The 22,757-nt window shown below is 54.6% G+C and carries 22 protein-coding genes; 11 read left to right on the top strand and 11 right to left on the bottom strand.

All coding sequences use genetic code 11. From position 1 onward, the window contains the following. Positions 1–36: 36 nt before the first annotated feature. The 3 genes from ACYAC5_RS18245 (at position 37) to ACYAC5_RS18235 (ending at position 2,931) form a co-directional block, all read left to right on the top strand. Entirely contained in the window at positions 37–1,386 is a 1,350-nt protein-coding gene (locus ACYAC5_RS18245) for a cation:proton antiporter (protein WP_192414748.1), read from the top strand. A 26-nt stretch (positions 1,387–1,412) separates the two neighbouring features. Then, positions 1,413–1,760, top strand: coding sequence for a hypothetical protein (locus ACYAC5_RS18240; RefSeq protein ID WP_101762791.1), 348 nt, complete (start codon positions 1,413–1,415; stop codon positions 1,758–1,760). 274 nt (positions 1,761–2,034) lie between these two features. Continuing rightward, positions 2,035–2,931, top strand: coding sequence for an alpha/beta hydrolase (locus ACYAC5_RS18235; RefSeq protein WP_192414750.1), 897 nt, complete (start codon positions 2,035–2,037; stop codon positions 2,929–2,931). Here ACYAC5_RS18235 and ACYAC5_RS18230 read toward each other — a convergent pair whose 3' ends face one another. Next, positions 2,932–3,849 carry a bestrophin family protein gene (locus ACYAC5_RS18230; protein WP_192414752.1) on the bottom strand — a complete coding sequence of 306 codons (918 nt, stop codon included), beginning with the start codon at positions 3,847–3,849 and terminating at the stop codon, positions 2,932–2,934. Positions 3,850–3,957: 108 nt separating this feature from the next. Next, the gene (locus ACYAC5_RS18225) at positions 3,958–4,860 is read right to left on the bottom strand and encodes a LysR family transcriptional regulator (protein WP_192414754.1); all 903 of its coding nucleotides are present in this window, start codon (positions 4,858–4,860) and stop codon (positions 3,958–3,960) included. Between the two features lie 95 nt (positions 4,861–4,955). Here ACYAC5_RS18225 and ACYAC5_RS18220 point away from each other — a divergent pair, with 95 nt between their 5' ends. Then, complete coding sequence (locus ACYAC5_RS18220; RefSeq protein WP_192414756.1) at positions 4,956–5,777, top strand: SDR family oxidoreductase; 822 nt, start codon at positions 4,956–4,958, stop codon at positions 5,775–5,777. Between the two features lie 75 nt (positions 5,778–5,852). Here the strand turns inward: ACYAC5_RS18220 and ACYAC5_RS18215 are convergent, their stop codons facing one another. The 3 genes from ACYAC5_RS18215 to ACYAC5_RS18205 form a co-directional block, all read right to left on the bottom strand. Continuing rightward, positions 5,853–6,221, bottom strand: coding sequence for a helix-turn-helix domain-containing protein (locus tag ACYAC5_RS18215; protein WP_110867668.1), 369 nt, complete (start codon positions 6,219–6,221; stop codon positions 5,853–5,855). An 87-nt stretch (positions 6,222–6,308) separates the two neighbouring features. Continuing rightward, a complete protein-coding gene (locus tag ACYAC5_RS18210) occupies positions 6,309–6,584 on the bottom strand; it encodes a type II toxin-antitoxin system RelE family toxin (protein WP_462062069.1) in 276 nt (91 codons plus the stop codon). Between the two features lie 163 nt (positions 6,585–6,747). After that, positions 6,748–7,680, bottom strand: coding sequence for a nucleoside recognition family protein (locus ACYAC5_RS18205; RefSeq protein ID WP_462062068.1), 933 nt, complete (start codon positions 7,678–7,680; stop codon positions 6,748–6,750). Positions 7,681–7,995: 315 nt separating this feature from the next. Here ACYAC5_RS18205 and dinD point away from each other — a divergent pair, with 315 nt between their 5' ends. Next, positions 7,996–8,856: a DNA damage-inducible protein D gene (dinD, locus tag ACYAC5_RS18200; RefSeq protein ID WP_462062067.1), complete on the top strand. Its 861-nt coding sequence runs from the start codon at positions 7,996–7,998 to the stop codon at positions 8,854–8,856. Between the two features lie 72 nt (positions 8,857–8,928). Here the strand turns inward: dinD and gorA are convergent, their stop codons facing one another. After that, positions 8,929–10,281 (bottom strand): glutathione-disulfide reductase, encoded by a 1,353-nt coding sequence (gorA, locus tag ACYAC5_RS18195; RefSeq protein WP_222185991.1) that lies wholly within the window; start codon positions 10,279–10,281, stop codon positions 8,929–8,931. A 126-nt stretch (positions 10,282–10,407) separates the two neighbouring features. On the opposite strand from gorA, the gene rnz reads away from it, so the two are divergent. Next, positions 10,408–11,319, top strand: a complete 912-nt coding sequence (rnz, locus tag ACYAC5_RS18190; protein ID WP_192414762.1) for a ribonuclease Z — start codon at positions 10,408–10,410, stop codon at positions 11,317–11,319. Here rnz and ACYAC5_RS18185 read toward each other — a convergent pair. Together ACYAC5_RS18185 and ACYAC5_RS18180 are read right to left on the bottom strand one after the other, a co-directional pair. Next, entirely contained in the window at positions 11,316–12,128 is an 813-nt protein-coding gene (locus ACYAC5_RS18185) for a lysostaphin resistance A-like protein (protein ID WP_462062066.1), read from the bottom strand. The two genes, rnz and ACYAC5_RS18185, sit on opposite strands and share 4 nt — an antisense overlap. A 40-nt stretch (positions 12,129–12,168) precedes the next feature. Continuing rightward, positions 12,169–13,011: a 23S rRNA (adenine(2030)-N(6))-methyltransferase RlmJ gene (locus ACYAC5_RS18180; protein ID WP_101762727.1), complete on the bottom strand. Its 843-nt coding sequence runs from the start codon at positions 13,009–13,011 to the stop codon at positions 12,169–12,171. Positions 13,012–13,340: 329 nt separating this feature from the next. Between ACYAC5_RS18180 and ACYAC5_RS18175 the strand changes: the two genes are divergently transcribed. The 3 genes from ACYAC5_RS18175 to rsmJ all read left to right on the top strand — a co-directional run bounded on the left by ACYAC5_RS18175 (position 13,341) and on the right by rsmJ (position 16,909). Next, entirely contained in the window at positions 13,341–13,790 is a 450-nt protein-coding gene (locus ACYAC5_RS18175; RefSeq protein WP_233501792.1) for a hypothetical protein, read from the top strand. Between the two features lie 318 nt (positions 13,791–14,108). Further along, complete coding sequence (gene prlC / locus ACYAC5_RS18170; protein WP_110867662.1) at positions 14,109–16,151, top strand: oligopeptidase A; 2,043 nt, start codon at positions 14,109–14,111, stop codon at positions 16,149–16,151. An 8-nt stretch (positions 16,152–16,159) separates the two neighbouring features. Next, positions 16,160–16,909, top strand: a complete 750-nt coding sequence (gene rsmJ / locus ACYAC5_RS18165; RefSeq protein ID WP_176972605.1) for a 16S rRNA (guanine(1516)-N(2))-methyltransferase RsmJ — start codon at positions 16,160–16,162, stop codon at positions 16,907–16,909. 66 nt (positions 16,910–16,975) lie between these two features. On the opposite strand, the gene uspA is transcribed toward rsmJ, so the two are convergent. Continuing rightward, a complete protein-coding gene (gene uspA, locus ACYAC5_RS18160; RefSeq protein WP_007889892.1) occupies positions 16,976–17,413 on the bottom strand; it encodes a universal stress protein UspA in 438 nt (145 codons plus the stop codon). A 418-nt stretch (positions 17,414–17,831) separates the two neighbouring features. Here uspA and uspB point away from each other — a divergent pair, with 418 nt between their 5' ends. Continuing rightward, positions 17,832–18,167 carry a universal stress protein UspB gene (gene uspB / locus ACYAC5_RS18155; RefSeq protein WP_008108136.1) on the top strand — a complete coding sequence of 112 codons (336 nt, stop codon included), beginning with the start codon at positions 17,832–17,834 and terminating at the stop codon, positions 18,165–18,167. A 165-nt stretch (positions 18,168–18,332) separates the two neighbouring features. On the opposite strand, the gene pitA is transcribed toward uspB, so the two are convergent. After that, entirely contained in the window at positions 18,333–19,832 is a 1,500-nt protein-coding gene (gene pitA, locus ACYAC5_RS18150; protein WP_137386695.1) for an inorganic phosphate transporter PitA, read from the bottom strand. A gap of 242 nt (positions 19,833–20,074) precedes the next feature. Between pitA and ACYAC5_RS18145 the strand changes: the two genes are divergently transcribed. Beyond that, positions 20,075–21,259: a BaiN/RdsA family NAD(P)/FAD-dependent oxidoreductase gene (locus ACYAC5_RS18145; RefSeq protein ID WP_137386694.1), complete on the top strand. Its 1,185-nt coding sequence runs from the start codon at positions 20,075–20,077 to the stop codon at positions 21,257–21,259. On the opposite strand, the gene ACYAC5_RS18140 is transcribed toward ACYAC5_RS18145, so the two are convergent. Beyond that, positions 21,256–22,251 (bottom strand): autotransporter domain-containing protein, encoded by a 996-nt coding sequence (locus tag ACYAC5_RS18140; RefSeq protein WP_192414769.1) that lies wholly within the window; start codon positions 22,249–22,251, stop codon positions 21,256–21,258. The genes ACYAC5_RS18145 and ACYAC5_RS18140 overlap by 4 nt on opposite strands. Positions 22,252–22,757 lie beyond the last annotated feature (506 nt).

Below are 22,757 nucleotides of genomic sequence, written 5' to 3'. Positions count from 1 at the left end.
GGCTTAAAGGAGAATGTTATTTAAAAACGGAGCGTTATGAATTTCCTGGCCTGGACCGCCGCCACCGGCGGTCTTTTACTTCTTATGTCACTGGCTTCCGGTTGGATACACCGCGGGCCAGTGACCTCATTTGGTCTCTACCTGTTCGCGGGCATTCTGTGTGGCCCGTGGATGCTCAATCTGCTGCAAGTCGACATCATCGGTCACGCCAACCTCGCCGCGCATCTTACTGAAATCGCGATGGCAGCCTCGCTGTTTATCACCGGGCTGAAACTGCGCTTACCGCTCAACGCGCATTCGTGGCGGCTTGGCGTCAGGCTGGCGTTTCCCGCGATGCTGCTCACCGTCGGCGGCATGACGGTGCTGGTGCACTGGATCACCGGCTTTGACTGGGCGATGTCGCTGGCGTTTGGTGCCATTGTCGCGCCGACCGATCCGGTGCTCGCCAGCCTGATTTCAGTGAACGATGCGCGTGACGACGATGCCCTGCGCGTGGCGCTCTCCAGCGAAGCGGGCATGAACGACGGCTCGGCGCTGCCGCTGCTGATGCTGGCAATTTTGCTGTTGCAGCCGGGCGAACTCAGCACCGCTGCGCTCGGTGAATGGTTCGCCAAAGATGCGCTGTGGGCGATTGGCGGCGGGCTGGGAATCGGCTTTGCGCTGGGCTGGCTGATCGGCCAGCTGGCGACGCATTTACGTACCGCCAATCAGGATCTGGCACCCAACGATCTGTTCGCGCTGGCGCTGATTGCGCTCAGCTATGCCGCCGCGCAGTCGGTGGATGCGTCGGGCTTCCTCGCCACCTTTGCGGCTGGCGTCGGTTTACGTCGTGCGGAATTGCGCGTGGTGAAGCACTATCCGCAAGATGAGATGTCTGAAGAGGAGCGTTTCTTACCGGCTGAAGCGCGCGTGAATACCGGTCAGCGGATGGCGCAGGGCAGCAGCGGCATGGTGAAATCGGTGGGTTTGGTGATCGGCGATGCGCTCTCCTTTGGTGATACTATCGAGCGTTTGCTGGCGGCGGGCATGATGGTGGTGCTCGGTATTACGCTGGCGCAGCACTGGAATCTCACCGGCATTGGCCTGGCGCTGCTGCTGTTTGTGGTGGTGCGCCCGCTGGCGGTGTGGATCACCACATGGCGCTGCGATATTCCGCTGATGCGACGCTTGCTAATTGGCTGGTTGGGTATTCGCGGCATCGGCAGTATCAATTATATTGCCTATGCATGGGTGCACGGCATGCGTGGACCGCAGGCGGAACAGATGGTGGACATGGCGCTGACGTTAGTGGTGTGCAGCATTGTGTTGCACGGCATCACGGTCACGCCATTGTTAAACTGGCGTGCTGCCCGTCAGGCCGCCCGCGCCGAACAGAACGAAAAATGATTTATTGGAAATTATTGGAGCCTATTATGAAAGCGTTATTACTCGCCCTCGTTGGGCTGTCGCTGTCGGCCGGTGCGTTGGCTGCCGACGGTGACAATAATCAGGAAGAGAATGTTTATGCCAGCCAGCTGTGTCATCTGGTGAGCAGTGAAAAGAAGACCAGCGATTTGGATGGCTACACCGAGAAGCTGAAGTCGCAACTCGCGGCCAGCCAGTCTTCTTCGGCCATGCAGCAGCCTGAATTCAATGAAGAAATCGCGCAGGAAGTGATTAGCGCGTGGCTGGAGTTGGGCGAGGATGAGCGCGGCAAACTGCGTAAAGATCAGCAGCAGTGCGAACAAACAGTGATGACGCAATTCCAGCAACAAGATTAATACCCGTCATACTTCGAGCTGCAGGTGCGTTGGCTGCGTGTGTTCACCCCAGTCACTTACTTTTGTAAGCTCCTGGGGATTCACCCCCTTGCCGCCTTCCTGCAGCTCGAATTATTTAGGGTATTCGAAAAAGCTCGCGCCTTTTTAGGCGCGTTTTTTATGGCTTTTTTGTACGATTTACGTACATAATCGCCAACGTCGAAATCAGACACGCGTCACATAATGAGATTCAGCTGTTGAAGCTGGCATTTTTTGCATACTGGCACTGGGCAAGATGATTACACGTCGTCACTTTTTGTTGGCTACTGGAGCAACCGTTCTCTCGATGACCGCGGGCAAGCTGTTTGCCCGCGATGACGTCATTCCGTTGTGGCCCGACGATCCGCCGGGCGGCGGCGGTCCTTCCGGCTTGCTTAAAGTGAATTCGCACGGCTCCTGGACCAATATCGTTTCACCCGCGATTCAGCGTTTCCGCCCGGAAAATCCCAACGGCGAAGCGGTGATTGTGGCGGCGGGCGGCGGCTATCGTTTTATCGGCATGGGCCGCGAAGCCTGGCCGGTAGCGCGCTGGCTTAATGCCAACGGTTATACCGTGTATGTGCTCAGCTACCGTTTGCCGGGTGAGAAGTGGCAGGCGGGCAATCTGGCACCGCTGCAGGATGCGCAGCGCGCCATTCGTCTGGTGCGTTCGATGGAGCGCAAAGTGCATGTGCTGGGCTTTTCTGCCGGTGGCCATCTGCTTGGTATGGCGGCGGCGCGTCCGGATTTCGAATCCTATCCGGCGCAGGATCCGCTTGACCAAATCAGGCCGAAGGTGGATAGCGTTGGCCTGATTTATCCGGTGATCACCCTTGAAGCGCCGTATCAGCACACCAACACGCATCTGATGATGGTGGGGAAAAACGCCACGCCAACCCAGGAAGCCAACTGGTCAGTGCAAAATTACGTCACACGCCAATATCCACCCACGTTCCTCGCGCAGGCCGAGGACGATCGCACCTCCAATCCTCATAATACTGAACTGATGCGCGATACCTGCCGCCGCATGCGCGTGCCGGTTGAGCTGATTGAGCTCAGCAGCGGCGGTCACGGTTTTGGTCTCGGCAAAGCGGGCACGCCTGCCGCGTTGTGGGATCAGGCGTATGTGCGTTGGTTGGATAATCAGAGTTAATTACGTCAAATTGAAATGCGCATCCGGCTGCAGCGGTTCCGGTAGTGGCATATCGCCATTCATCGCTTTCAAATTGCGTTCGATAGTGACGCACAGCGCATCGAGCGGCAGATGATTCGGTGCGGTGCCAAACGGATGTTCCAGCTCCTCCGCCAGCGCTTCCAGCGATAAAAAGGTGTAGGAGATAAACATCGACACCAGCGGCGTCATCAGGTGCAAATCCGCTACCAGCGCAAACGGCAGCAGCGTGCAGAACAGATAAACGGTGCGATGCAGAATTAGGCTGTAGGCGAACGGAATCGGTGTGCTGGCAATGCGATCGCAACCGCCCAGAATCGCTGATAGCTGATTCAGATTCTCATCAATGCTTTGCCAGACAATATCCGACACCAACCCTTCATCGCGGCGTAGCGCCAGCCATTCACTCAAACACACTAAAATCTGCGACGTCGGCATCGGATGATGCAACACCGCGCTGCGCCAGTTAGCCGGCAGCAAACGCTTTAAATCGGCCTGCACATCGGTTTTACGCAGGCGATGTTTCAGACACCAGCAGAACGCCAGCAGCAAGCCGGTAAATTCCCGCACCTGTTCTTCGCTCACGCCACGCATGCTTTTGATCTGCCGCAGCAGCGAGCGCTGGGTGATATGCAGGCTGCCCCACAAGGTGCGGGCTTCAAGAAAGCGCGCATAGCTGGCGTTATTGCGAAAGCCGAGGAAGATGGCGATCGACACCCCAACCAGGCTAAAAGGCGCGGTGGTGAGGTGAATGCCGAAAGTGGAGTACCACGGATAGCCAAAGATGGCGATCAGCGACATCAGCAGGTTAAGCGACAGGCGGAACACGATGTTGCTGAGCACCGATCCATGCCAGTCAAATAGCCGGAGAAACCAGTGTTGGTGAGGACGTACGATCATTTTGCGATGGTGTATTTTTTAGGTTTTGTGGCGACAGGTTACGCCGCCGGGCATGAGGTGATCAACGCCATTGCTACAGGTTTTAAGACAAAAGCCGTGCTGCTCGCCTCACGCATGACGCGGCAGGCTGATTTTCAGCGCATCGATAAACAGCCGCAGCGCCATGGATTGATGCCGGTTGGGTGGGAACCACAGCGCAATCCCCGCCGATTGCACCCGCCAATCGGCCAGCAGCTCCACCAACTGGCCGCTGCGCATCTCTTTCTCGACATACAGCGACGGCACATAAGCAATGCCTAAACCGGCGAGAGCGGCCTGCGCCATCAGCGCGTTGCTGTCCAAAGTCAGCGTGCCTGGCACGTCAATCTCCTGCTTTTCTTCCGCCTGCGCATATTCCCACTGATAACGTTTTCCGCTCGGTAAGCGCTGGCGAATGCACTGTTGCTGTAGCAGATCGCGCGGATGATTAACCGCCGCGTTTCTCGCCAGATAAGCGGGCGCGGCGACGGTGACAAACGTCAGCGGGCCGCCAAGCGGAACGGCCACCATATCCTGCGGCACATCCTCAATCAGCCGAATGCCGGCATCAAAACCGGCGGCGGTGATATCCACCAACGCACCTTGCGCGGCAAAATCGAGCTGGATATCGGGATAGCGCGCGCTAAAGTCCGCCACCACGTGCTCCAGCAGCAAAGCGATCGCGGCATCGCTGGCGCTGATGCGCAGCGTGCCGTAATGCTGATGGCGGCTGGCGGAGATGTCGTGCAGCACATCATCCATCTGGTTCAGCAGCGGCGACAGTCGATCCAGCAGTTGCTGCCCGGCATCGGTGAGCGACACGCTACGTGTGGTGCGTTGAAACAGCTGTACGCCCAGATTGTGCTCCAGCGTTTTCACCAGATGGCTGAGTGACGAGCGCTTGAGGCCGAGCATTTCAGCGGCACGACGAAAGCTGCGCTGCTCGCCCAGCGTTTTGATGGCCTGCAGTTCGTGCCAGGAAGGACGTCTCATTGGTGGCTTTTCCTCACCGGATCATGCGCGATTAGGTGGATTATCTCCACCAGTAAAGCGATCTACCATCAGGTTTTCAATATGAGGAGCACAAGATGAAAACCTGGTTGATTACTGGCGCCAGCAGCGGGCTGGGCCGATTGATGAGTGAACGTTTACTGGCGCGTGGCGATCGCGTAGTAGCGACGGTGCGGCGTGAACAGGTGATGGCCGATCTGCAGCAAACCTATGGCGAACGGCTGCAGGTTATTACGCTCGATCTGGCGCACACCGCCAGCATCGCGCCCACCATTGAACGCGCCTTTGCCGCCGTCGATCGCATTGATGTGGTGGTGAGCAATGCCGCTTACGGCCTGTTCGGCGCAGCTGAAGAGTTGAGCGATGCGCAGATTGATCGGCAGATCGCCACCAATCTTACCGGCTCAATCCAGCTGATTCGCGCGGTGATCCCGCTCCTGCGCCAGCAAGGCGGCGGGCGCATCGCACAGGTTTCCTCGGAAGGCGGCCAGGTCGCTTATCCCAATTTCAGCCTGTATCACGCCACGAAATGGGGGATTGAAGGATTTGTCGAGGCGGTACGCCAGGAAGTCGCCAGTTTCGGTATCGATTTCCTGCTGGTCGAGCCGGGCCCCACCGCAACCCATTTTGGCGCCGGGCTGGACGTGGCAGATGCGCTAGAAGTTTATCGTGAAAACGCTGCTGGCCAATTGCGGCAGGCAATTCTTTCAGGCGATTTCACCATTGCCGGCGATGCCGGGAAATGCGTTACGGCGATGATCGCCACGCTGGATCAGGCCAGCATGCCGCTGCGTTTAGCGCTTGGCAGTACGGCGTATCAGAACATCGAAGCGGCGCTGGAAGGGCGGTTGGCGGAGCTGCGCGGGCAACGCGATGTGGCATTCGGCGCGGATGTGTAATCGTATAATTTAAAAATCACGCGAGTGCCATGCAGAACGCGTGGCACAAAAAAGCCGGGAAGACCGGCTTTTTGTTTAATCATCGGTAAGTTGTTCTGGCATGCACTCGTAAAGCTCAGCGAGCTTGGCGAGATTAAAATCACGCGGTTTTTCGCTTTTTTCCATGGCGGAGACAGACGCTTGCGTGATGCCAAGCGCTTCAGCAACCTGCTTTTGAGTCAGCTTACGATAAATACGCCATGCGGCATGAAGGGTGACACCCTTATTAATGGCGATGTCTACGACGTCACCTGGAATCAAGGCGTCATCATTAATACCGGATTCGTAAGGGATTGATTCCCATAGTTCAGTGAAATCAGCATGTTGAGTCATTTTTTCGAACAGCTCGATGGGAACAATTGCCGCTTTGCGGTTGCCAGCACTGTCAGTGATGAATTCGATCATAGGATGTATGTTCCAGTATTCAGCGTTATCAGTTTTTTGAAAACGAGTTGAGAATCTGTGAATTAAGGCAGCAAATCTCTACCTTGATTATTTATATGTTCCGCTGGTACGTCTCATTACCTGCTGAATAGCGATGATTTTCGGTTCCTCGCCTTTGTTATAGTCGAACAAAACACGATAATTTCCCCATCTAAGCCGATAGTCAGCCTGACCATTTTTCAAAGACTTAACATCCAGATTGGGCGGAACAAGCGGAAACTTTTTTAACTCATTCACTTGCTCATTCAGCTTCTTCCTTTCGTTAGCGTCTGCAATGGCTCGCATCTGATTCAGAGCAGCTTTGCGCCAATGTAGCTCTGGCATTCCCTTACCTCACTTGTTACAAACACTCCTCACTGGATTTAGATATTATAGATATTCTTTTCTATATCTGCAATGTATATAGATTTTTACTGTGTTTTAGTTCTATATAATCACAAAGCAGAGGGTTTGGCGGCTATCCATCATCAACGCTTTTGAGCCATCTTCAGAATAGAATGGCGTGCACCGTCGCACGCAGCGCAATACCGAGCAGAATGCCAGGCACGGCAAAGCGGAACAGGCGCGGGAATCGGCTCGACAGGCCAAGGTAAATCCCGATGCCGGGCAGGTCAAAGGTCTGAATCAGTAATCCCGCCGAGGCGTTGATGTTGTGCGCGCTGTATAATCCTTTCTCCACCAATCCCGCCACCACGCCGTAATAGGCGGTGCCGCCCGCCAGACATTTGGTCAGCGCCGGAAGAATATAGACTTTGGAAATATTCAGCTTATCCAGCAGCGGCGACACCAGACGCGTAAGCATTTCAATCCCGCCCGCTTCTTTCAACATGCCAACCACCGATAATGAAATAATCAGCATCGGCAGCGAACCCAGCGCCAGACGAATCGCATCGGATCCGGCGCTATTAATGATGCCAATCAGCCCCATTTTATTTTCGCTGTTGGTAACGGCCTCATCTTCATTTAATAGCGCCGCATCGGAAAGTTTGCGGCCAAACAGGTGATAGGTTGCCGCCGCTGCTAATACACCGCCGCAGATCGAAATAATTAGCGCTGTGCTCCAGTGTAATCCCGCCGGAATCAGGGGATAAAAGGTGCTGGCCTGGCCCATCGCAAACAGCATCGCCAGCGTGGCCGCCATATGACGATCGGACGTACCGCGCTCTTCCATGATGGCCAGCGCCGCCAGCGGGGCCGCGAAGCTGACGAAATTAAGTTGAATCATGGCAAAAAATGCCAGCCCGGTAATACCGAAGGGTTTTAATAACGGTGTGGCATGACGTACAACAAAATCCAGTACGCCTTTGACCTCCAGATATTTCATGATGAATAACATCACCACCATAATCGGAATCAATGTGTAGAGCGCCACGTCTACCGAGGCTTTGCCTGCGGACATAATGATATCAATAATATTCATGCCCGATTCCGACCTTTGTTCACACCGTTCTCCCCGTAAAAATAAATAAGCTGGCAATGCCATGAAGTTTGCGGTGCGTATTAATGCGCACCCTACAGCAACGAAATAAATCTTATCCTGTGCGTGGATTATTGAGTAGTGAAGAAAACGGATTTTGTATTTCAGGAAATGAAGTATACCCGCCTACTTTAATGACTGATTGCGGTTGAGGTTCAATAAGCATTAACGAAAAACAAGACGGATCTGCTATCGGTATAGCGGAAGGCTGTTCAGTTTGATCCTCCGAGTGATATGTGAACACGCAGCTCTGGGGGAATGATGGAAAACAAACATATTAAGATGCTGACCGATGCTTTTGTAGGCTGTTCTCAACAAACTGATAGCGGTGTGGAGTTCTGGTTGGCGCGGGATGTGCAACATCTGCTGGGATATGGCAAATGGGACAACTTTCAAAGTGTGGTTTTGAAAGCCAAAACGGCTTGCGAGATCTCAGGTCATGATGTGCTGGATCATTTTGCCGACGTCGGGAAAATGATCGAACTTGGCAAAGGTGGGAAGCGCGAGATAGATGATGTCATGCTTACGCGGTACGCATGTTATCTGATTGCCCAAAACGGCGATCCCAGAAAGCAGGAGATTGCCTTTGCGCAGACTTACTTTGCCATGCAGACGCGTAAAGCTGAGCTTATTGAATTAAGGCTGCTGGAAACTGAGCGGGTGCAGGCCAGGAAAAAATTAAGCGGAACTGAAAAAGAGCTTTCAAACGTTATCTACGAACAAACGGGTGGAAGCCAGAACTTCGCACTTATTCGCAGTAAAGGTGATTTTGCACTGTTTAATCGCAGTACCCAGGTTATGAAAGCACAATGGGTAGTACCAGAAAGTCGTCCGTTAGCCGATTTCGCACCAACCATTATTTTAAAAGCCAAGGATTTTGCCACAGAGATTACTATTCATAATGCTCGCACACTCCGAATGCAAAGTGAGCGGCAAATATCTGGTGAGCATGTTAATAATAATCAGGCGGTAAGAGACACGTTACTCAGTCGGGGAATCACACCTGAATGTTTACCGGCTGCAGAAGATGTAAAAAAAGTTGCGCGTAGATTGGCTTCAGCCGAAAAGAAATCACTTGTTAAACCTGCTAAACTGGAAAAAGATAGCGACGAGATTTAATAAGATAATATCAGGATGCTTATGCATCCTGATATTATTCACGAGATTAGCGGGTTATTAAATAAACCGATATTAACGCATCGTCACAAACTCTTCCGCCGCTGTTGGGTGAATCGCTACGGTGTTATCGAAGTCTTGCTTGGTTGCGCCCATTTTCAGCGCCACCGCGAAGCCTTGCAGCATCTCATCCATACCGTTACCGATACCGTGAATGCCGACAATCTTCTCTTCCGGGCCAACGCACACCAGCTTCATACGGCACGGCTGGCGATGCTGGGTAACGGCGGTATACATCGCGGTGAAAGAAGATTTATACACTTTCACCTGATCGTCGCCGTACTGTTCGCGCGCCTGCGGTTCGGTCAGGCCCACGGTGCCAATCGGCGGATGGCTGAACACCACGGTCGGCACGTTGCTGTAATCCAGATGCTCGTCCGGTTTGTTGTTGAACAGGCGCTCGGAAAGACGACGACCTGCCGCCACGGCCACCGGCGTCAGTTCCACCGCGCCGGTGTTGTCGCCCACCGCGTAGATGCCTTTCACGTTGGTGTTCTGGAACTTATCGACCTTGATGTAACCTTTGTCGTTCAGCGCCACGCCGGTTGCTGCCAGGTTGAGGTTGTCGGTCGCCGGCTCACGGCCAATCGCCCACACCAGGCAATCCACGGTTTGCTCGTGGCCGCTTTCCAGCTGCAGCGTCAGGCTGCCGTCGGCGTTTTTAATCACGGCTTTTGGAATCGACTCGGTGTGCAGCGTTGGGCCTTCGGCCTGCATCACTTCTACCAGCGTATCGACGATTAGCGGATCGAAGCTGCGCAGAGGCGCATGCTTACGCACGAAGAGATGGGTTTCCGCACCCAGCGCATTGACCACGCCCGCCAGCTCCACCGCGATGTAACCCGCGCCCACGACCGCCACGCGTTTTGGCAGCGCATCGAGTTCGAAGAAACCGTCAGAATCGATACCGTATTCCGCGCCCGGCACCTTTGGATGGCTTGGACGCCCGCCGGTGGCGATCAGAATATGATCGGCAGTGAGTGTTTCACCATTCACTTCCACGGTGTTGGCATCAATAAAGCGCGCGAAACCTTTGATCACCTCAACCTTGTTTTTACCCAGCACGTTGTCGTACGAGCTGTGAATGCGGTCGATGTAGGCGCTGCGGTTTTTCACCAGAATTGACCAGTCAAACCGGTTTACCGTGGTATCGAAGCCATAATCTGGCCCATAAAGATGAATAGCTTCAGCGATTTGCGCCGCATGCCACATAACCTTTTTCGGTACGCAGCCGACGTTGACACAGGTGCCGCCCAGCTCTTTGGCTTCAATCAGCGCGCACTTCTGGCCATGCATCGCAGCACGGTTAATCGAGGCGATACCGCCGCTGCCGCCGCCGATGGCGAGGTAGTCAAAATGTCTGGTCATCCGTTATGTCCGTCTGTTGGAAGAAAATTGGCATAGAGTTTAACGCTATGACGATTATTGACGCAAAGATTGCACCTATGATTGTAATAGCATTGATTTTTATGTCCGATTACAGGGAAGCATAGCATGCAACTGACATTCCTCGGCACCGGCGGCGGTGCGCCCAGCCTGCAACGTAATGTCACCGCGATAGCGCTGACGCTGTCGAAACGCGGCGATACCTGGCTGTTTGACTGCGGCGAGGCGACGCAGCATCAATACATGCGCTCTGCGCTGAAGCCGGGCAAGCTGGAGAAAATCTTTATCACCCATCTGCACGGCGACCACATCTTTGGGCTGCCGGGCTTGCTCACCAGCCGCTCCATGGCCGGCATCCCCGAACCGATGACCATTTACGGGCCGAAAGGTATTCGCCAGTTTATTGAGACGGCGCTCAGTTTGAGTGGCTCGTACACTTCTTATCCGCTGGAGATTATCGAGATCGACGCCGGTTTGGTGCTGGATGACGGCGAAGTGCGCGTGACGGCCTGGCCGATGAATCATGTGATTGAGTGTTATGGCTATCGCATTGAGCAGCACGATAAACCGGGCTTCCTTGATGCGCCGCGCCTGAAAGCCGAAGGCGTACCGCGCGGGCCGTGGTATCAGGATTTGAAAGCGGGTAAGCGCATCCAGCTGGAAGATGGTCGCGAGATCAACGGCGCGGATTATCTTGGCCCGGCAACCAAAGGCAAAGTGCTGGCAATATTTGGCGATACCGCGCCCACCGACGTGGCGCTCCAGCTGGCCGCAAATGCTGATGTGATGGTGCATGAGACCACACTGGAGGCGGCGCTGCAGGAGAAAGCCAATGGACGCGGCCACTCAACCACCATTCAGGCTGCGGAGGTGGCGAAACAGTCGGGGGCGAAGCGCATGATCGCCACGCATTTCAGCTCGCGCTATTTGTCTAAGGATCGGGAAAAACTGTTGGCGGAGTGCCAGTCGGTGTTTGCAGCGACCGAGCTGGCACATGATTTCGCGGTGTTCGAGGTTTAGTGCTGTAGCGCCGGATAGGTGAAGAACAGCAGATGCGTCATGTTGAACAGGAAATGGATGCCGGTGGCGACCCACAGGCGTCCGCTCCACTGCCACGCCAGGCCGTAAATCAATCCGGCGAGCGTGGCGAAGATCATCAGCAGCGGTCCGCCAGGGAAATGCGCCAGACCAAACAGCAGCGACGTCAGCAACAGGGCCGCCACGGCACCAATGTGCTGGCGCAGACGCTGTTGCAGATAGCCACGAAAGAACGCTTCTTCTGCCAGTGATACGAAGAACAGGTTCGCCAGCATAAAACTGCCCAACCATTCCGGCCAGTGGGGTTCAACGGCCAGGCCACCAAACTGCACCGCGACATACAACAGCAGCGGAATCGCCGCCAGCAGCGCCAGCCACAAAATTTTAAGTCGCGGCGGCGCGGATTGGGTGCGGAACAGCTGCGGCAAGCAGATGAGCAGCACAAACGGAATCAGCGCTTTATCGAAGTTGTACGAGAAACTAAAGGGCAGGCTGAGCGGCCCGGCCTGCACATCTTCCACCTGGCGCGGATTTTTGAAGCCCGGGAAAAAGTGTACAAACAGGCCGATGGCAATGGCAACCAGCGCGGCTTCACTCACCCACTGAATCCAGCGCGCGTTATTTTCCACGCGAATCCAGGCGATGACGGCAATGGCGCCGAGCAGCAGCATCGCTGGCCAATCCAGCACATCCTCGAACAGCCCAAGAATGGTGGCGAGCGTGAGCAGCAGTACCGAAAAACGTTTGGCGGGCGACAGCATAGCAAGCGCGCCAGCCAGAATGATCCACATGATAATAGTCCTGATAGGCTGGCGACGCGGTAAGGCGAACTTACTCTGGCACGATCTGCGTGACGCTGAAGTGACCGGTTCCGGCGGGCACCAGCTTCTGATGCAGCCATGGCAGCAGCTCTTCCATCTGTGCTTTCAGCTTCCACGGCGGGTTAATCACGATCATGCCGGAAGCCGTCATGCCGCGCTGATCGCTGTCCGGACGCACCGCCAGTTCAATCTGCAGAATGTTGCGGATATTGGTGGCCTGCAGATCTTTAACCATGTGTTTGATCTGCTGACGCATCACCACCGGATACCACAGCGCAAACACGCCGGTGGCGAAACGCTTGTGACCTTCCTGAATGCCTTTCACCACATCCTGATAATCGCTTTTCAACTCATACGGCGGATCGATCAGAATCAGGCCGCGACGGCTCAGCGGCGGCAGCTTGGCTTTCAGCTGTTGGTAGCCATCACCACGCGCCACGCGCGCACGGGAATCTTTGCTGAACTCGGTGCGCAGCAGCGGGTAATCGCTGGAGTGCAGCTCGGTCAGCTCCATTTTGTCCTCTTCACGCAGCAGGAAGCGGGCAATCAACGGCGAACCAGGATAGTACTTTAAGGTGCCGTGCGGATTGAGATTACGCACCGCCGAGAGATACGGCTTGAGCAACTCCGGCACATCCGGCTGCTGCCAGATGCGGCCAATGCCTTCCAGATATTCACCGGTACGCTCGGCGTGCTCTCCGCTCAGCAGGTAACGTCCGGCACCGGCGTGGGTATCCAGATAGAGGAAAGGTTTTTCCTTCTCCATCAGGGCGGTGAGGATCAGGCTTTCAACGGTGTGTTTCAGCACGTCGGCATGGTTGCCGGCATGAAAACTGTGGCGATAACTCAGCATAAAAAAAGGGGGTCCGCGGTTGCATCAAAGGGAGTGAAAACATCGTGTGTGGCGCGATTATAGCCGCGCTGCATAAAAATTGCTGACGTTTTGGCTGCCGCTTAAGTTTTGCGCCAATGCGCCGCTATAGCCGGTTGCGATCAGACTTCTTGTCGGTAATTTGCTACGAAATGACGTGATACTCGAAATTTCATCGCGGATTAAGTAAGTTAGTTTCCGATAACGAAGCGGTCATGAGCGAAATGCCAGGTGGTTCTGGCAGGAAACTTTCCGGTGAAGACCGTATAATTTTTTGCTTAAAGCATCTCAAACAACTCCTGGTGACAATAATGAAAAAAATGACTGGTGTCGCGGTGGCAAGCCTGTTGGTACTGACTGGCTGCGCGAAACAACAACCCGTTCATAGTTTAGTAACGCCGCCGACTGCGGACGAACAATCCGCCGCGCAAACCGCGCCAGAGCAGCAAGGTACGCCATTTGTGGCTTCAGCGCCGGCGCAACCCGCGACGGCTTCACTCAGTGACGACCGTTCCAGCAATATTCAGCAGTGCCGTAAAGAGCTCGACGCGATGCGTCTGTATAGCCAAGCGTCATTTGACAGCTATCAGGCCGAATTCCAGAAAATCGGTGCCCAGACCAATAAATACCTGCAAATTAAAGATTCCATTGGCGCGGATATTAACGACTTAGTGATGCCGCGTTATCAATTCCAGATTCGTGAATTGTGCTTCCGTATTAAGACACGTCTGTCACAGCTAATTATTCGTCAGGCCGGTTAAACATCTGTATTTAATCCCCTGAGCATTAAGCTGCCGTACGATAATTCCCGCTTTGCATGGGCTTCAGCACTATTAAACCAATAGCGCTGAAGCCTTTGTTGTCTTTTAAGCCGTGACAGGAACATGTGATGAGACAACGTCATCGGCGGTGATGCTGGATTATTACCGTGTTTTTACTCTCCGCCTGAGTCTTAGCGCAGCCTTTTCTTCATGGGTACAGGCTCAGTGGCATTGATTTTCCTGTCATCAAGCCGCATGTTAGTAAAATGCGTCGCGCGAGCATTCGCGCCACTACTTCATCATGAAAGGACTGCGCTTATGACCAATCCGTTACTCACGCCTTTTTCGCTGCCCCCGTTTTCTGCTATCAAACCTGAACATGTGGTTCCTGCGGTTACCGAAGCGCTGAACGACTGTCGCGCAGCGGTGGAGCGCGTTGTGGCGCAAGGCGCGCCTTACACCTGGGAAAATCTGGTGCAGCCGCTGGCTGAAGTTGACGATCGCTTAGGTCGCCTGTTCTCGCCGGTCAGCCATCTGAACTCGGTGAAAAACAGCCCGGAACTGCGCGAAGCTTACGAGCAAACGCTGCCGCTGCTGTCCGAATACAGCACCTGGGTCGGCCAGAATGAAGGTTTGTATCAGGCCTATCGCAACCTGAAAGAGGGCGATAGCTACGCGGCGCTGGATACCGCGCAGAAGAAAGCGGTGGATAACAGCCTGCGTGATTTCGAGCTGTCCGGTATCGGCCTCGATAAAGAGAAGCAAAAGCGCTACGGCGAAATCGCGGCACGTCTTTCTGAACTGGGTTCGACCTACAGCAACAACGTGCTCGACGCCACCATGGGCTGGAGCAAGCTGGTGACCGATGAAGCGGAGCTGGCGGGTATGCCGGAAAGCGCGCTGGCCGCCGCCAAAGCGCAGGCCGAAGCCAAAGAGCAACAAGGCTGGCTGCTGACGCTGGATATCCCAAGCTATCTGCCGGTGATGACTTACTGCGACAACGCTGCGCTGCGTGAAGAGCTGTACCGCGCGTATTCAACGCGTGCTTCCGAACAGGGCCCGAATGCCGGCAAATGGGACAACGGTCCGGTGATGGCGGAAGAGCTGGCGCTGCGTCATGAACTGGCTCAGCTGCTGGGCTTCGACTCTTACGCCGACAAATCGCTGGCAACCAAAATGGCGGAAAATCCGGCGCAGGTCATCGACTTCCTGACCGATCTGGCGAAACGCGCCCGTCCGCAGGGTGAAAAAGAGCTGGCTCAGCTGCGCGCCTTCGCGAAGAAAGAGTACGGCGTCGACGAGATGAATCCGTGGGATCTGACGTATTACGGCGAGAAACAGAAACAGCATCTCTACACCATCAGCGACGAGCAGCTGCGTCCGTACTTCCCGGAAGCGCGCGCGGTAAGTGGTCTGTTCGAGGTGGTTAAACGCATTTACGGCATCACCGCTAAAGAGCGTAAAGACGTCGATGTTTACCATCCAGACGTGCGCTTCTTCGACCTGTTCGACGAAAGCGGTGAACTGCGCGGCAGCTTCTACCTCGATCTCTACGCACGTGAACACAAGCGTGGCGGTGCGTGGATGGACGATTGCGTCGGCCAGATGCGTAAAGCCGACGGCAGTCTGCAGAAGCCGGTGGCCTATCTCACCTGCAACTTTAACCGTCCGCTGCAGGGCAAACCGGCGCTGTTCACGCACGATGAAGTGATCACGTTGTTCCATGAATTCGGTCACGGTCTGCATCATATGCTGACGCGCATCGAAACGCCGGGCGTGTCTGGCATCAGCGGTGTGCCGTGGGATGCCGTCGAGCTGCCGAGCCAGTTTATGGAAAACTGGTGCTGGGAGCCGGAAGCGCTGGCGTTTATCTCCGGCCACTACGAAACCGGCGAACCGCTGCCGAAGGAACTGCTGGATAAAATGCTGGCGGCGAAAAACTATCAGGCGGCGCTGTTTATCCTGCGTCAGCTGGAGTTCGGCCTGTTCGATTTCCGTCTGCATACCGAGTTCGATCCCGCGCAAGGTGCGCGCATCCTCGAAACCCTGCGTGAAGTGAAGAAGCAGGTTGCCGTGGTGCCAAGCCCGGAATGGGGCCGTTTCCCGCACGCCTTCAGCCACGTCTTTGCTGGCGGATATGCGGCCGGTTACTACAGCTATCTGTGGGCCGACGTGCTGGCTGCCGATGCCTATTCGCGCTTCGAAGAAGAGGGCATTTTCAACCGTCAGACTGGTCAGTCGTTCCTCGACAACATCCTGACGCGTGGCGGTTCCGAAGAGCCAATGGAGCTGTTCAAACGCTTCCGTGGTCGTGAACCGCAGCTCGATGCGATGCTGGAACACTACGGAATTCAGGGATAAACCGGCTTGTGAAAATTGGTCTAATCGATGAAACGGGCGCCGGAGACGGCGCCTTATTACATTTAGCCGAGCGCTGGGGTTTGCAGCAGGACGAACAGGCGACGATGGCGCTGGTGTTAACCGCTGAGCATCTTGAGTTGCGTAAACTGGATGAGCCGAAACTCGGCGGCATCTTCGTGGATTTCGTCTCGGGCGCGATGGCGCATCGGCGTAAATTTGGCGGCGGTCGCGGCGAAGCGGTGGCAAAAGCGGTCGGCATCAAAAGTGGTTATCTGCCAGATGTGGTTGATGCAACGGCCGGTTTGGGGCGCGATGCGTTTGTGCTGGCGGCGCTGGGCTGTCGCGTGCGCATGCTGGAGCGCCATCCGGTGGTGGCGGCCTTGCTGGACGATGGTTTGCGTCGCGGTTATCAGGATGCGGAGATTGGCGGCTGGCTGCGCGATCGGCTGACGCTGCTGCACGCTGTTAGCCAGCAAGCGCTGAGCGATATCACGCCCGCGCCGGATGTGGTCTATCTCGATCCGATGTATCCGCATCGCCAGAAAAGCGCGATGGTGAAGAAAGAGATGCGGGTGTTTCAGTCGCTGGTCGGTGCGGATGATGATGCTGATGCGTTGCTGGAACCGGCGCGCCGTCTGGCGAAGAAGCGCATTGTGGTGAAGCGTCCGGATTACGCGCCGCCGTTAGCGGGCGTGGTGACGCAGGATGCGGTGGTCACCAAAAGCCATCGCTTTGATATTTATCCGCCGCTGGGGTAATAACGCAAACAATGCGCAATACATTGCGCCGCTACAAAAAATCAGGCCGGTAACCCGGCCTGATTTTTATTCTTCGTCTTCGTCGCGCAACGGCACAATCAACATGTCGATATGCACGGTGTTAATCAACTGGCGCGCCGATGACATCAGCTTGCTCCAGAAGTCCTGATGGTGACCACACACCACCAAATCCACATCATATTTCTTAATCGCATCCACCAGCACCTGGCCAAGATCGCCGCTGCCGCTCAGAGTTTCACTGATCGGATAACCGGCGTTAATAGACAGCTCTTTCAGCGCGGTGTGCGTCTCTTCAGAAATACGCTTCTGCATGTCGCCCAGATTGACATCAATCAGCCCGGTGTAGAGGTCTGAATAGTTCACATCAACGTGGATCAGCGAGATTTTTGCATCATAAGGACGGGCCAGCGAAACGGCTTTATCAACCAGCAACTGGCTTTCCGGGGAAAGGTCTACTGCAATCAGGATGTGTTTATAAGCCATGATAAAACTCCTTTCTCAAGATTCGGGGCAATCTTCCTGCTTTCACGGTCGGCGATTCCTTTGCGCGAGACGGCGATGAAGCGCCACCAACCAACTATTTCAGCCTTGCAGGCGGTTTTTGTTATGTCCTGAGTATAGCCAGAGTTGTTAACAAATGCTGCAAGCGCAAGTTCGCTTGTGAGGAAGATCAAGCGTTATCGGCTTTTTCACTCGCCCTGAACGAAAATCATCGCTGGAAAAAAATTCAACAGATCTCCTACACTGAAAATAAGTGCCACTGCCATATGCGTTGCGCACTCAGGTTCGCATAACAACAATGCAATCGACATCATTCAATGGCTGGTTTATTTCCCGTGCGGCGTCTACAGCAATTCCCCGCTGCGTTCGACGTCGTTGCGGCTCCAGCCGGGAGGGGAACATGATCAGCACTATCGCGCTTTTTTGGGCTCTGTGTGTGGTTTGTCTGGTGAATATGGCGCGCTATTTCTCTTCTTTGCGCTCACTTTTAGCCGTTTTGCGCGGTTGCGATCCGCTGTTATATCAATACGTGGATGGTGCGGGTTTCTTCACGTCGCACGGGCAGCCGAGTAAGCAGGTGCGGCTGGTGCGCTATATCTGGGAGAAGCGCTATCACGATCATCATGACGACGAGTTCATTCGCCGCTGTGAGCGCGTGCGCGGGCAGTTTGTGCTGACCAGCGGGCTCTGCTTTTTGGTGGTGGTGAGTTTGATTGCGATGGCTATCTGGCAATAAAAAAGGGCAATAAAAAGGGCGACATCGCGTCGCCCTCATACCCGTCATACTTCGAATCACAGCCGCGTTAGCTGCGCGAGTTCACCTCAGTCACTTACTTGAGTAAGCTCCTGAGGATTCACTCACTTGCCGCCTTGCTGTCATCCGAATTATTTAGGGTATCCATCAGATCAGTTTCAGTGCAATCCAGTAGAGCGAACCCGACAGCAAAATACACACCGGCAAGGTGAACACCCACGCCATAGCGATATTTTTGATGGTGCGACTCTGCAATCCACCGCCATCGACCAGCATGGTACCGGCCACCGACGACGACAGAATGTGCGTGGTAGAAACGGGCATACCGGTGTAACTGGCCACGCCAATCGATACCGCGGCCGTCACCTGCGCCGACATCCCTTGCGCATACGTCATGCCTTTCTTACCGATTTTCTCACCAATGGTGGTGGCAACACGACGCCAGCCAATCATGGTGCCGATGCCCAGCGCCAGCGCCACAGCCACAATAATCCAGATCGGTGCGTACTCAACGGTGCCCAGCAAATCGCTTTTCAGCTTGTTGAGGAAGCGCTTATCGTCCGCGCTGGTTTCCGGCAGCTTGGCCACTTTATCTACGGTATCGGAAACGCACAGCAGCAGGCGACGCATCTGGCTGCGTTGATCAACCGTCAGCTGATCGTAGCTCTGCAGATTGTTCAGCAGCAGCTGCGCACGATCGATAGCCTGCAGCGCACGGCTGCTGTCGCAATGGAACTCCTGCGGACCGCCAAGCGATTCATCTGGCGTTGGCACCACAGGCGGCGCCATCTGCACCATGTGCGTCAGTGATTCGTTGTGCTGCTGATAATACTGCTCCAGATGGTTTACGGCATCGCGCGTGCGGGTGATGTCATAACCCGACGCATTCAGGTTCACCACAAAACCAGCCGGCGCAACGCCGATCAGCACCAGCATAATCAGGCCAATGCCTTTCTGACCATCGTTAGCGCCGTGTGAGTAGCTCACGCCAATCGCGGAAACGATCAGGGCAATGCGCGTCCAGAACGGGGGCTTTTTCTTGCCATCAATCTTTTCACGGTCAGCAGGCGTCATGTGGATGCGTGAACGCTTGGTGGTTCCGCTCCAGTAGCGACGCAGGATAAAGATCAGACCGCCTGCAATCACCAGACCTACAATCGGCGAAAGAATCAGGGACATGAAGATATTGATGACTTTCGGCAGGTTGAGCGCGTCAACCACCGAGGTGCCGGTCATCAGGGCGTTGGTGAGACCAATACCGATGATGGCGCCAATCAATGTGTGAGAACTGGACGCCGGCAAACCCAAATACCAGGTGCCAAGGTTCCAGATAATCGCGGCCAGCAGCATGGAGAAGACCATGGCGAGTCCGTGAGCCGAACCGACATTCAACAGTAAATCGGTCGGAAGCATGTGAACGATGGCATACGCCACGCTCAATCCACCAAGCAAAACACCTAAGAAGTTGAAAACACCCGCCATGACAACCGCCAGTTGCGCCCGCATCGCACGGGTATAAATGACAGTCGCGACCGCGTTAGCAGTGTCGTGAAAACCGTTGATTGCTTCGTAAAACAATACAAACAGCAGAGCAAGAATCAGTAACAGGCTGGTACTGAGGTCGAGACCAGCAAACAGATGTAGCATAAACGTTACGCCATTTTGGGAGGACATGAACGCGGCGCATTATCTGCGACAACGTGCGCGATATGAAAGAAAAATATAGCTCTTTATTGTCTTAAAATTGTAATGCAGCGTATAGATTTAGCTGAAAACAGCTTAAAATTAGTAAGTTACATTATGACACATTTACGGCATTTTTTTGAAGCTGGCGCTAAAAGCCGCAAATCCCTACAATCAGCGCCTTTCGAGCAAGGCGGATAAAAGCAGTGGAAAAGTTTGACGTTATCATTATTGGTGCAGGCGCAGCCGGCATGTTCTGCGCTGCGCAGGCAGGGCAATTGGGTCGCCGCGTATTGCTGCTGGATAACGGCAAAAAAGCCGGTCGCAAGATTTTGATGTCGGGCGGCGGTCGCTGCAACTTCACCAACATGCACACCGAACCGGCGGCGTATCTGTCGCACAATCCGCATTTCTGCAAATCGGCGCTGGCGCGCTACAACCAGTGGGATTTCATCGATCTGGTCAATCGCCACGGCATTGCGTATCACGAGAAAACGCTCGGGCAATTATTCTGCGATGACTCCGCACAGCAGATTGTCGATCTGCTGTTGAAAGAGTGTGATGCCGGCCAGGTGACGCTGCGCCTGCGCAGTGAAGTGCTGAGCGTTGAGCGCGACGATAACGGTTATACCTTGCAGCTGAACGGCACATCGGTGCAGGCAGAAAAACTGGTGATCGCCAGCGGCGGGCTCTCGATGCCAGGCCTCGGCGCCACGCCGTTTGGCTATAAAGTGGCGGAACAGTTCGGCCTGAAAGTGTTCCCGACGCGTGCGGCATTGGTGCCGTTCACGCTGCATAAACCGCTGCTGGAACAGCTCAACACGCTGTCGGGCGTCGCGCTGCCCACCACCATCACCGCGCAGGACGGCACCTTATTTAAAGAAGCGATGCTGTTTACCCATCGCGGCTTATCGGGGCCCGCCGTGCTGCAAATCTCCAGCTACTGGCAGCCGGGTGAATTCGTCACCATTGATTTGTCACCTGCCACTTCGCTGGATGATTTCATTCATGTGCAGCGCGAAGCGCATCCCAATCTCAGCCTGAAAAACAGTCTGGCGAAAATTCTGCCAAAACGGTTGGTGGAAGTGCTGCAGGAGCTAAAGCAGATTCCTGACGTCACGCTGAAGCAGCTTAACAGCAAGCAGCAGGGCGAACTGGTCAGCACGCTGCATCAATGGCGCGTGCAGCCAAACGGCACCGAAGGCTATCGCACCGCAGAAGTGACGCTAGGCGGCGTCGATACCACCCAACTGTCGTCAAAAACCATGGAAGCGCGCGATGTGCCAGGTTTGTTCTTTATCGGCGAAGTGGTGGACGTTACCGGTTGGCTGGGCGGCTACAACTTCCAGTGGGCGTGGAGCTCGGCCTGGGCGTGCGCGCAGGCGCTTTAAAAGGTAATCTTTACACCCAGTTGTGTCTGCCAGTTGCTGGCACCTTCCTGACTTAGGCGATGTTGCCACTTAAGCTGGCTATTAAGCTGAACATTCTCAGTCAGTTGCCAGCCAACGTCGCCGCTATATTGCAGGTGCTTACCGCCTCGGCCAGTACGCAGATTATCTTTATCTACCGCAACATTGCCCGCATGGCCGCTGTACTGCACATAGCGTGTTTCAAGGCCAAATTTCAGGCTATCTGTTGGTCTGAAGTCATATTTCATACCGCCAGAGAACTGCAGCTGTTTTTGCTGTGAATAACCAATATGTAGATTGTCGTTGTCATGAATATCCTTGATGCGTGCCCATTGCATGGTGGCGCCCAGCACTGGGGTGAACGCATGTGAACCCTGCTGCCAGCGCCAGCCAACATCCATACCGATATTGGCGCTGCGGGCTTTTACCTGCGCCACCTTATCTTTTTCATCACTGCTTATATTGCCGCGATAGTGACCGACGCTAATCGGCAGAGCCAGTTGCAGGCCATGCTGTGGCTGCCAGCTCAACATGGCATTGATACCTTGAGTATCAACCTGCCCGTGGCTGTTGCCGCTGGACTGTGAGGGCTCCAGAGTGAAGTGACCTTTACTGATCGCCACACTCAGTGCCAGCTGTCGTTGCTCATCTTCCGTCAGTAATCCACGTAAGCCTACCAGCCAGCCGTAATAGCGGTTTTCACTCTGGTTGTGATTGGCTTCGCTGCGATAGCGCTCATCAACGCTAAAACCCGAAATGAACAGGTCATGGCGACCATCCCGACCTGCAAGTTGTGCATCATAGATAAAGCGTGCTTGCAGATTTTCATCCATACCAAAGAGTGCGGCAGGCAGAGCGGCATAAGCTGGGATTTGTGGCTTAGGTCCTGGCACGGAGGGCGGCGGCGGGGGAGGTGGATTGCCATCGAGCACGGGGTCGATCAGATCCGGATCGGGTGGAAGCGGAGCAATCATCGAGCTCTGCAGCCGGTAAAACCAAAATAAATGGGGCCTGCTACCGGCAAGCTTTCCCTGAATATGCGGGCGATTAGCCGCCGGATTGAAATCATCATACCAGCTGTTTCGTGCGAAAAATTTCCCCACCATTTTTAAGCTGTCAGCGGCTGCATGTTTAACGTTATGCAACAGCGAATCGGAGTGGGGATGCTCGGATAAAGGCGCTAAAACCGCTTCGGTTGATGAGTGAGAAAGGGGGGTTACAGGAAGCGGTGGAATGTCTGAAGAAAAGGGTTTTATCTCTTTAGCATATAACGGCTCGAAGCTACAAAGTGCACCGATAGCCAGCGTCAGCTGAGTCAGGTTCATCGTATCTGGTCGATTTATGGCGAAAGGGTTTGCAACTTATAGTGACCTGTTAGTCGAGCTATTTAAGACCTGTCTTGTTTTGACGGGCAAAATGAATCGCTCGGCAGCTGATCACAGTTAACTGGTTACGTTATGGATGCGGCCGGCAAAATATG

The sequence above is a fragment of the Pantoea sp. y20 genome, assembly GCF_054903455.1.
This window is presented reverse-complemented; position numbering and strand designations above follow the sequence as displayed.

Coding starts and splice junctions, on each gene's coding strand:
- uspB (WP_008108136.1), top strand. CDS start 17,832: ATGATCAGCACTATCGCGCTTTTTTGGGCTCTGTGTGTGGTTTGTCTG.
- prlC (WP_110867662.1), top strand. CDS start 14,109: ATGACCAATCCGTTACTCACGCCTTTTTCGCTGCCCCCGTTTTCTGCT.
- ACYAC5_RS18215 (WP_110867668.1), bottom strand. CDS start 6,221: ATGATCGAATTCATCACTGACAGTGCTGGCAACCGCAAAGCGGCAATT.
- ACYAC5_RS18180 (WP_101762727.1), bottom strand. CDS start 13,011: ATGCTGAGTTATCGCCACAGTTTTCATGCCGGCAACCATGCCGACGTG.
- uspA (WP_007889892.1), bottom strand. CDS start 17,413: ATGGCTTATAAACACATCCTGATTGCAGTAGACCTTTCCCCGGAAAGC.
- ACYAC5_RS18235 (WP_192414750.1), top strand. CDS start 2,035: ATGATTACACGTCGTCACTTTTTGTTGGCTACTGGAGCAACCGTTCTC.
- ACYAC5_RS18240 (WP_101762791.1), top strand. CDS start 1,413: ATGAAAGCGTTATTACTCGCCCTCGTTGGGCTGTCGCTGTCGGCCGGT.
- rnz (WP_192414762.1), top strand. CDS start 10,408: ATGCAACTGACATTCCTCGGCACCGGCGGCGGTGCGCCCAGCCTGCAA.
- ACYAC5_RS18205 (WP_462062068.1), bottom strand. CDS start 7,680: ATGAATATTATTGATATCATTATGTCCGCAGGCAAAGCCTCGGTAGAC.
- ACYAC5_RS18185 (WP_462062066.1), bottom strand. CDS start 12,128: ATGTGGATCATTCTGGCTGGCGCGCTTGCTATGCTGTCGCCCGCCAAA.
- dinD (WP_462062067.1), top strand. CDS start 7,996: ATGATGGAAAACAAACATATTAAGATGCTGACCGATGCTTTTGTAGGC.
- ACYAC5_RS18210 (WP_462062069.1), bottom strand. CDS start 6,584: ATGCCAGAGCTACATTGGCGCAAAGCTGCTCTGAATCAGATGCGAGCC.
- ACYAC5_RS18230 (WP_192414752.1), bottom strand. CDS start 3,849: ATGATCGTACGTCCTCACCAACACTGGTTTCTCCGGCTATTTGACTGG.
- ACYAC5_RS18220 (WP_192414756.1), top strand. CDS start 4,956: ATGAAAACCTGGTTGATTACTGGCGCCAGCAGCGGGCTGGGCCGATTG.
- ACYAC5_RS18245 (WP_192414748.1), top strand. CDS start 37: ATGAATTTCCTGGCCTGGACCGCCGCCACCGGCGGTCTTTTACTTCTT.
- ACYAC5_RS18175 (WP_233501792.1), top strand. CDS start 13,341: ATGAAAAAAATGACTGGTGTCGCGGTGGCAAGCCTGTTGGTACTGACT.
- ACYAC5_RS18225 (WP_192414754.1), bottom strand. CDS start 4,860: ATGAGACGTCCTTCCTGGCACGAACTGCAGGCCATCAAAACGCTGGGC.
- gorA (WP_222185991.1), bottom strand. CDS start 10,281: ATGACCAGACATTTTGACTACCTCGCCATCGGCGGCGGCAGCGGCGGT.
- ACYAC5_RS18140 (WP_192414769.1), bottom strand. CDS start 22,251: ATGATTGCTCCGCTTCCACCCGATCCGGATCTGATCGACCCCGTGCTC.
- pitA (WP_137386695.1), bottom strand. CDS start 19,832: ATGCTACATCTGTTTGCTGGTCTCGACCTCAGTACCAGCCTGTTACTG.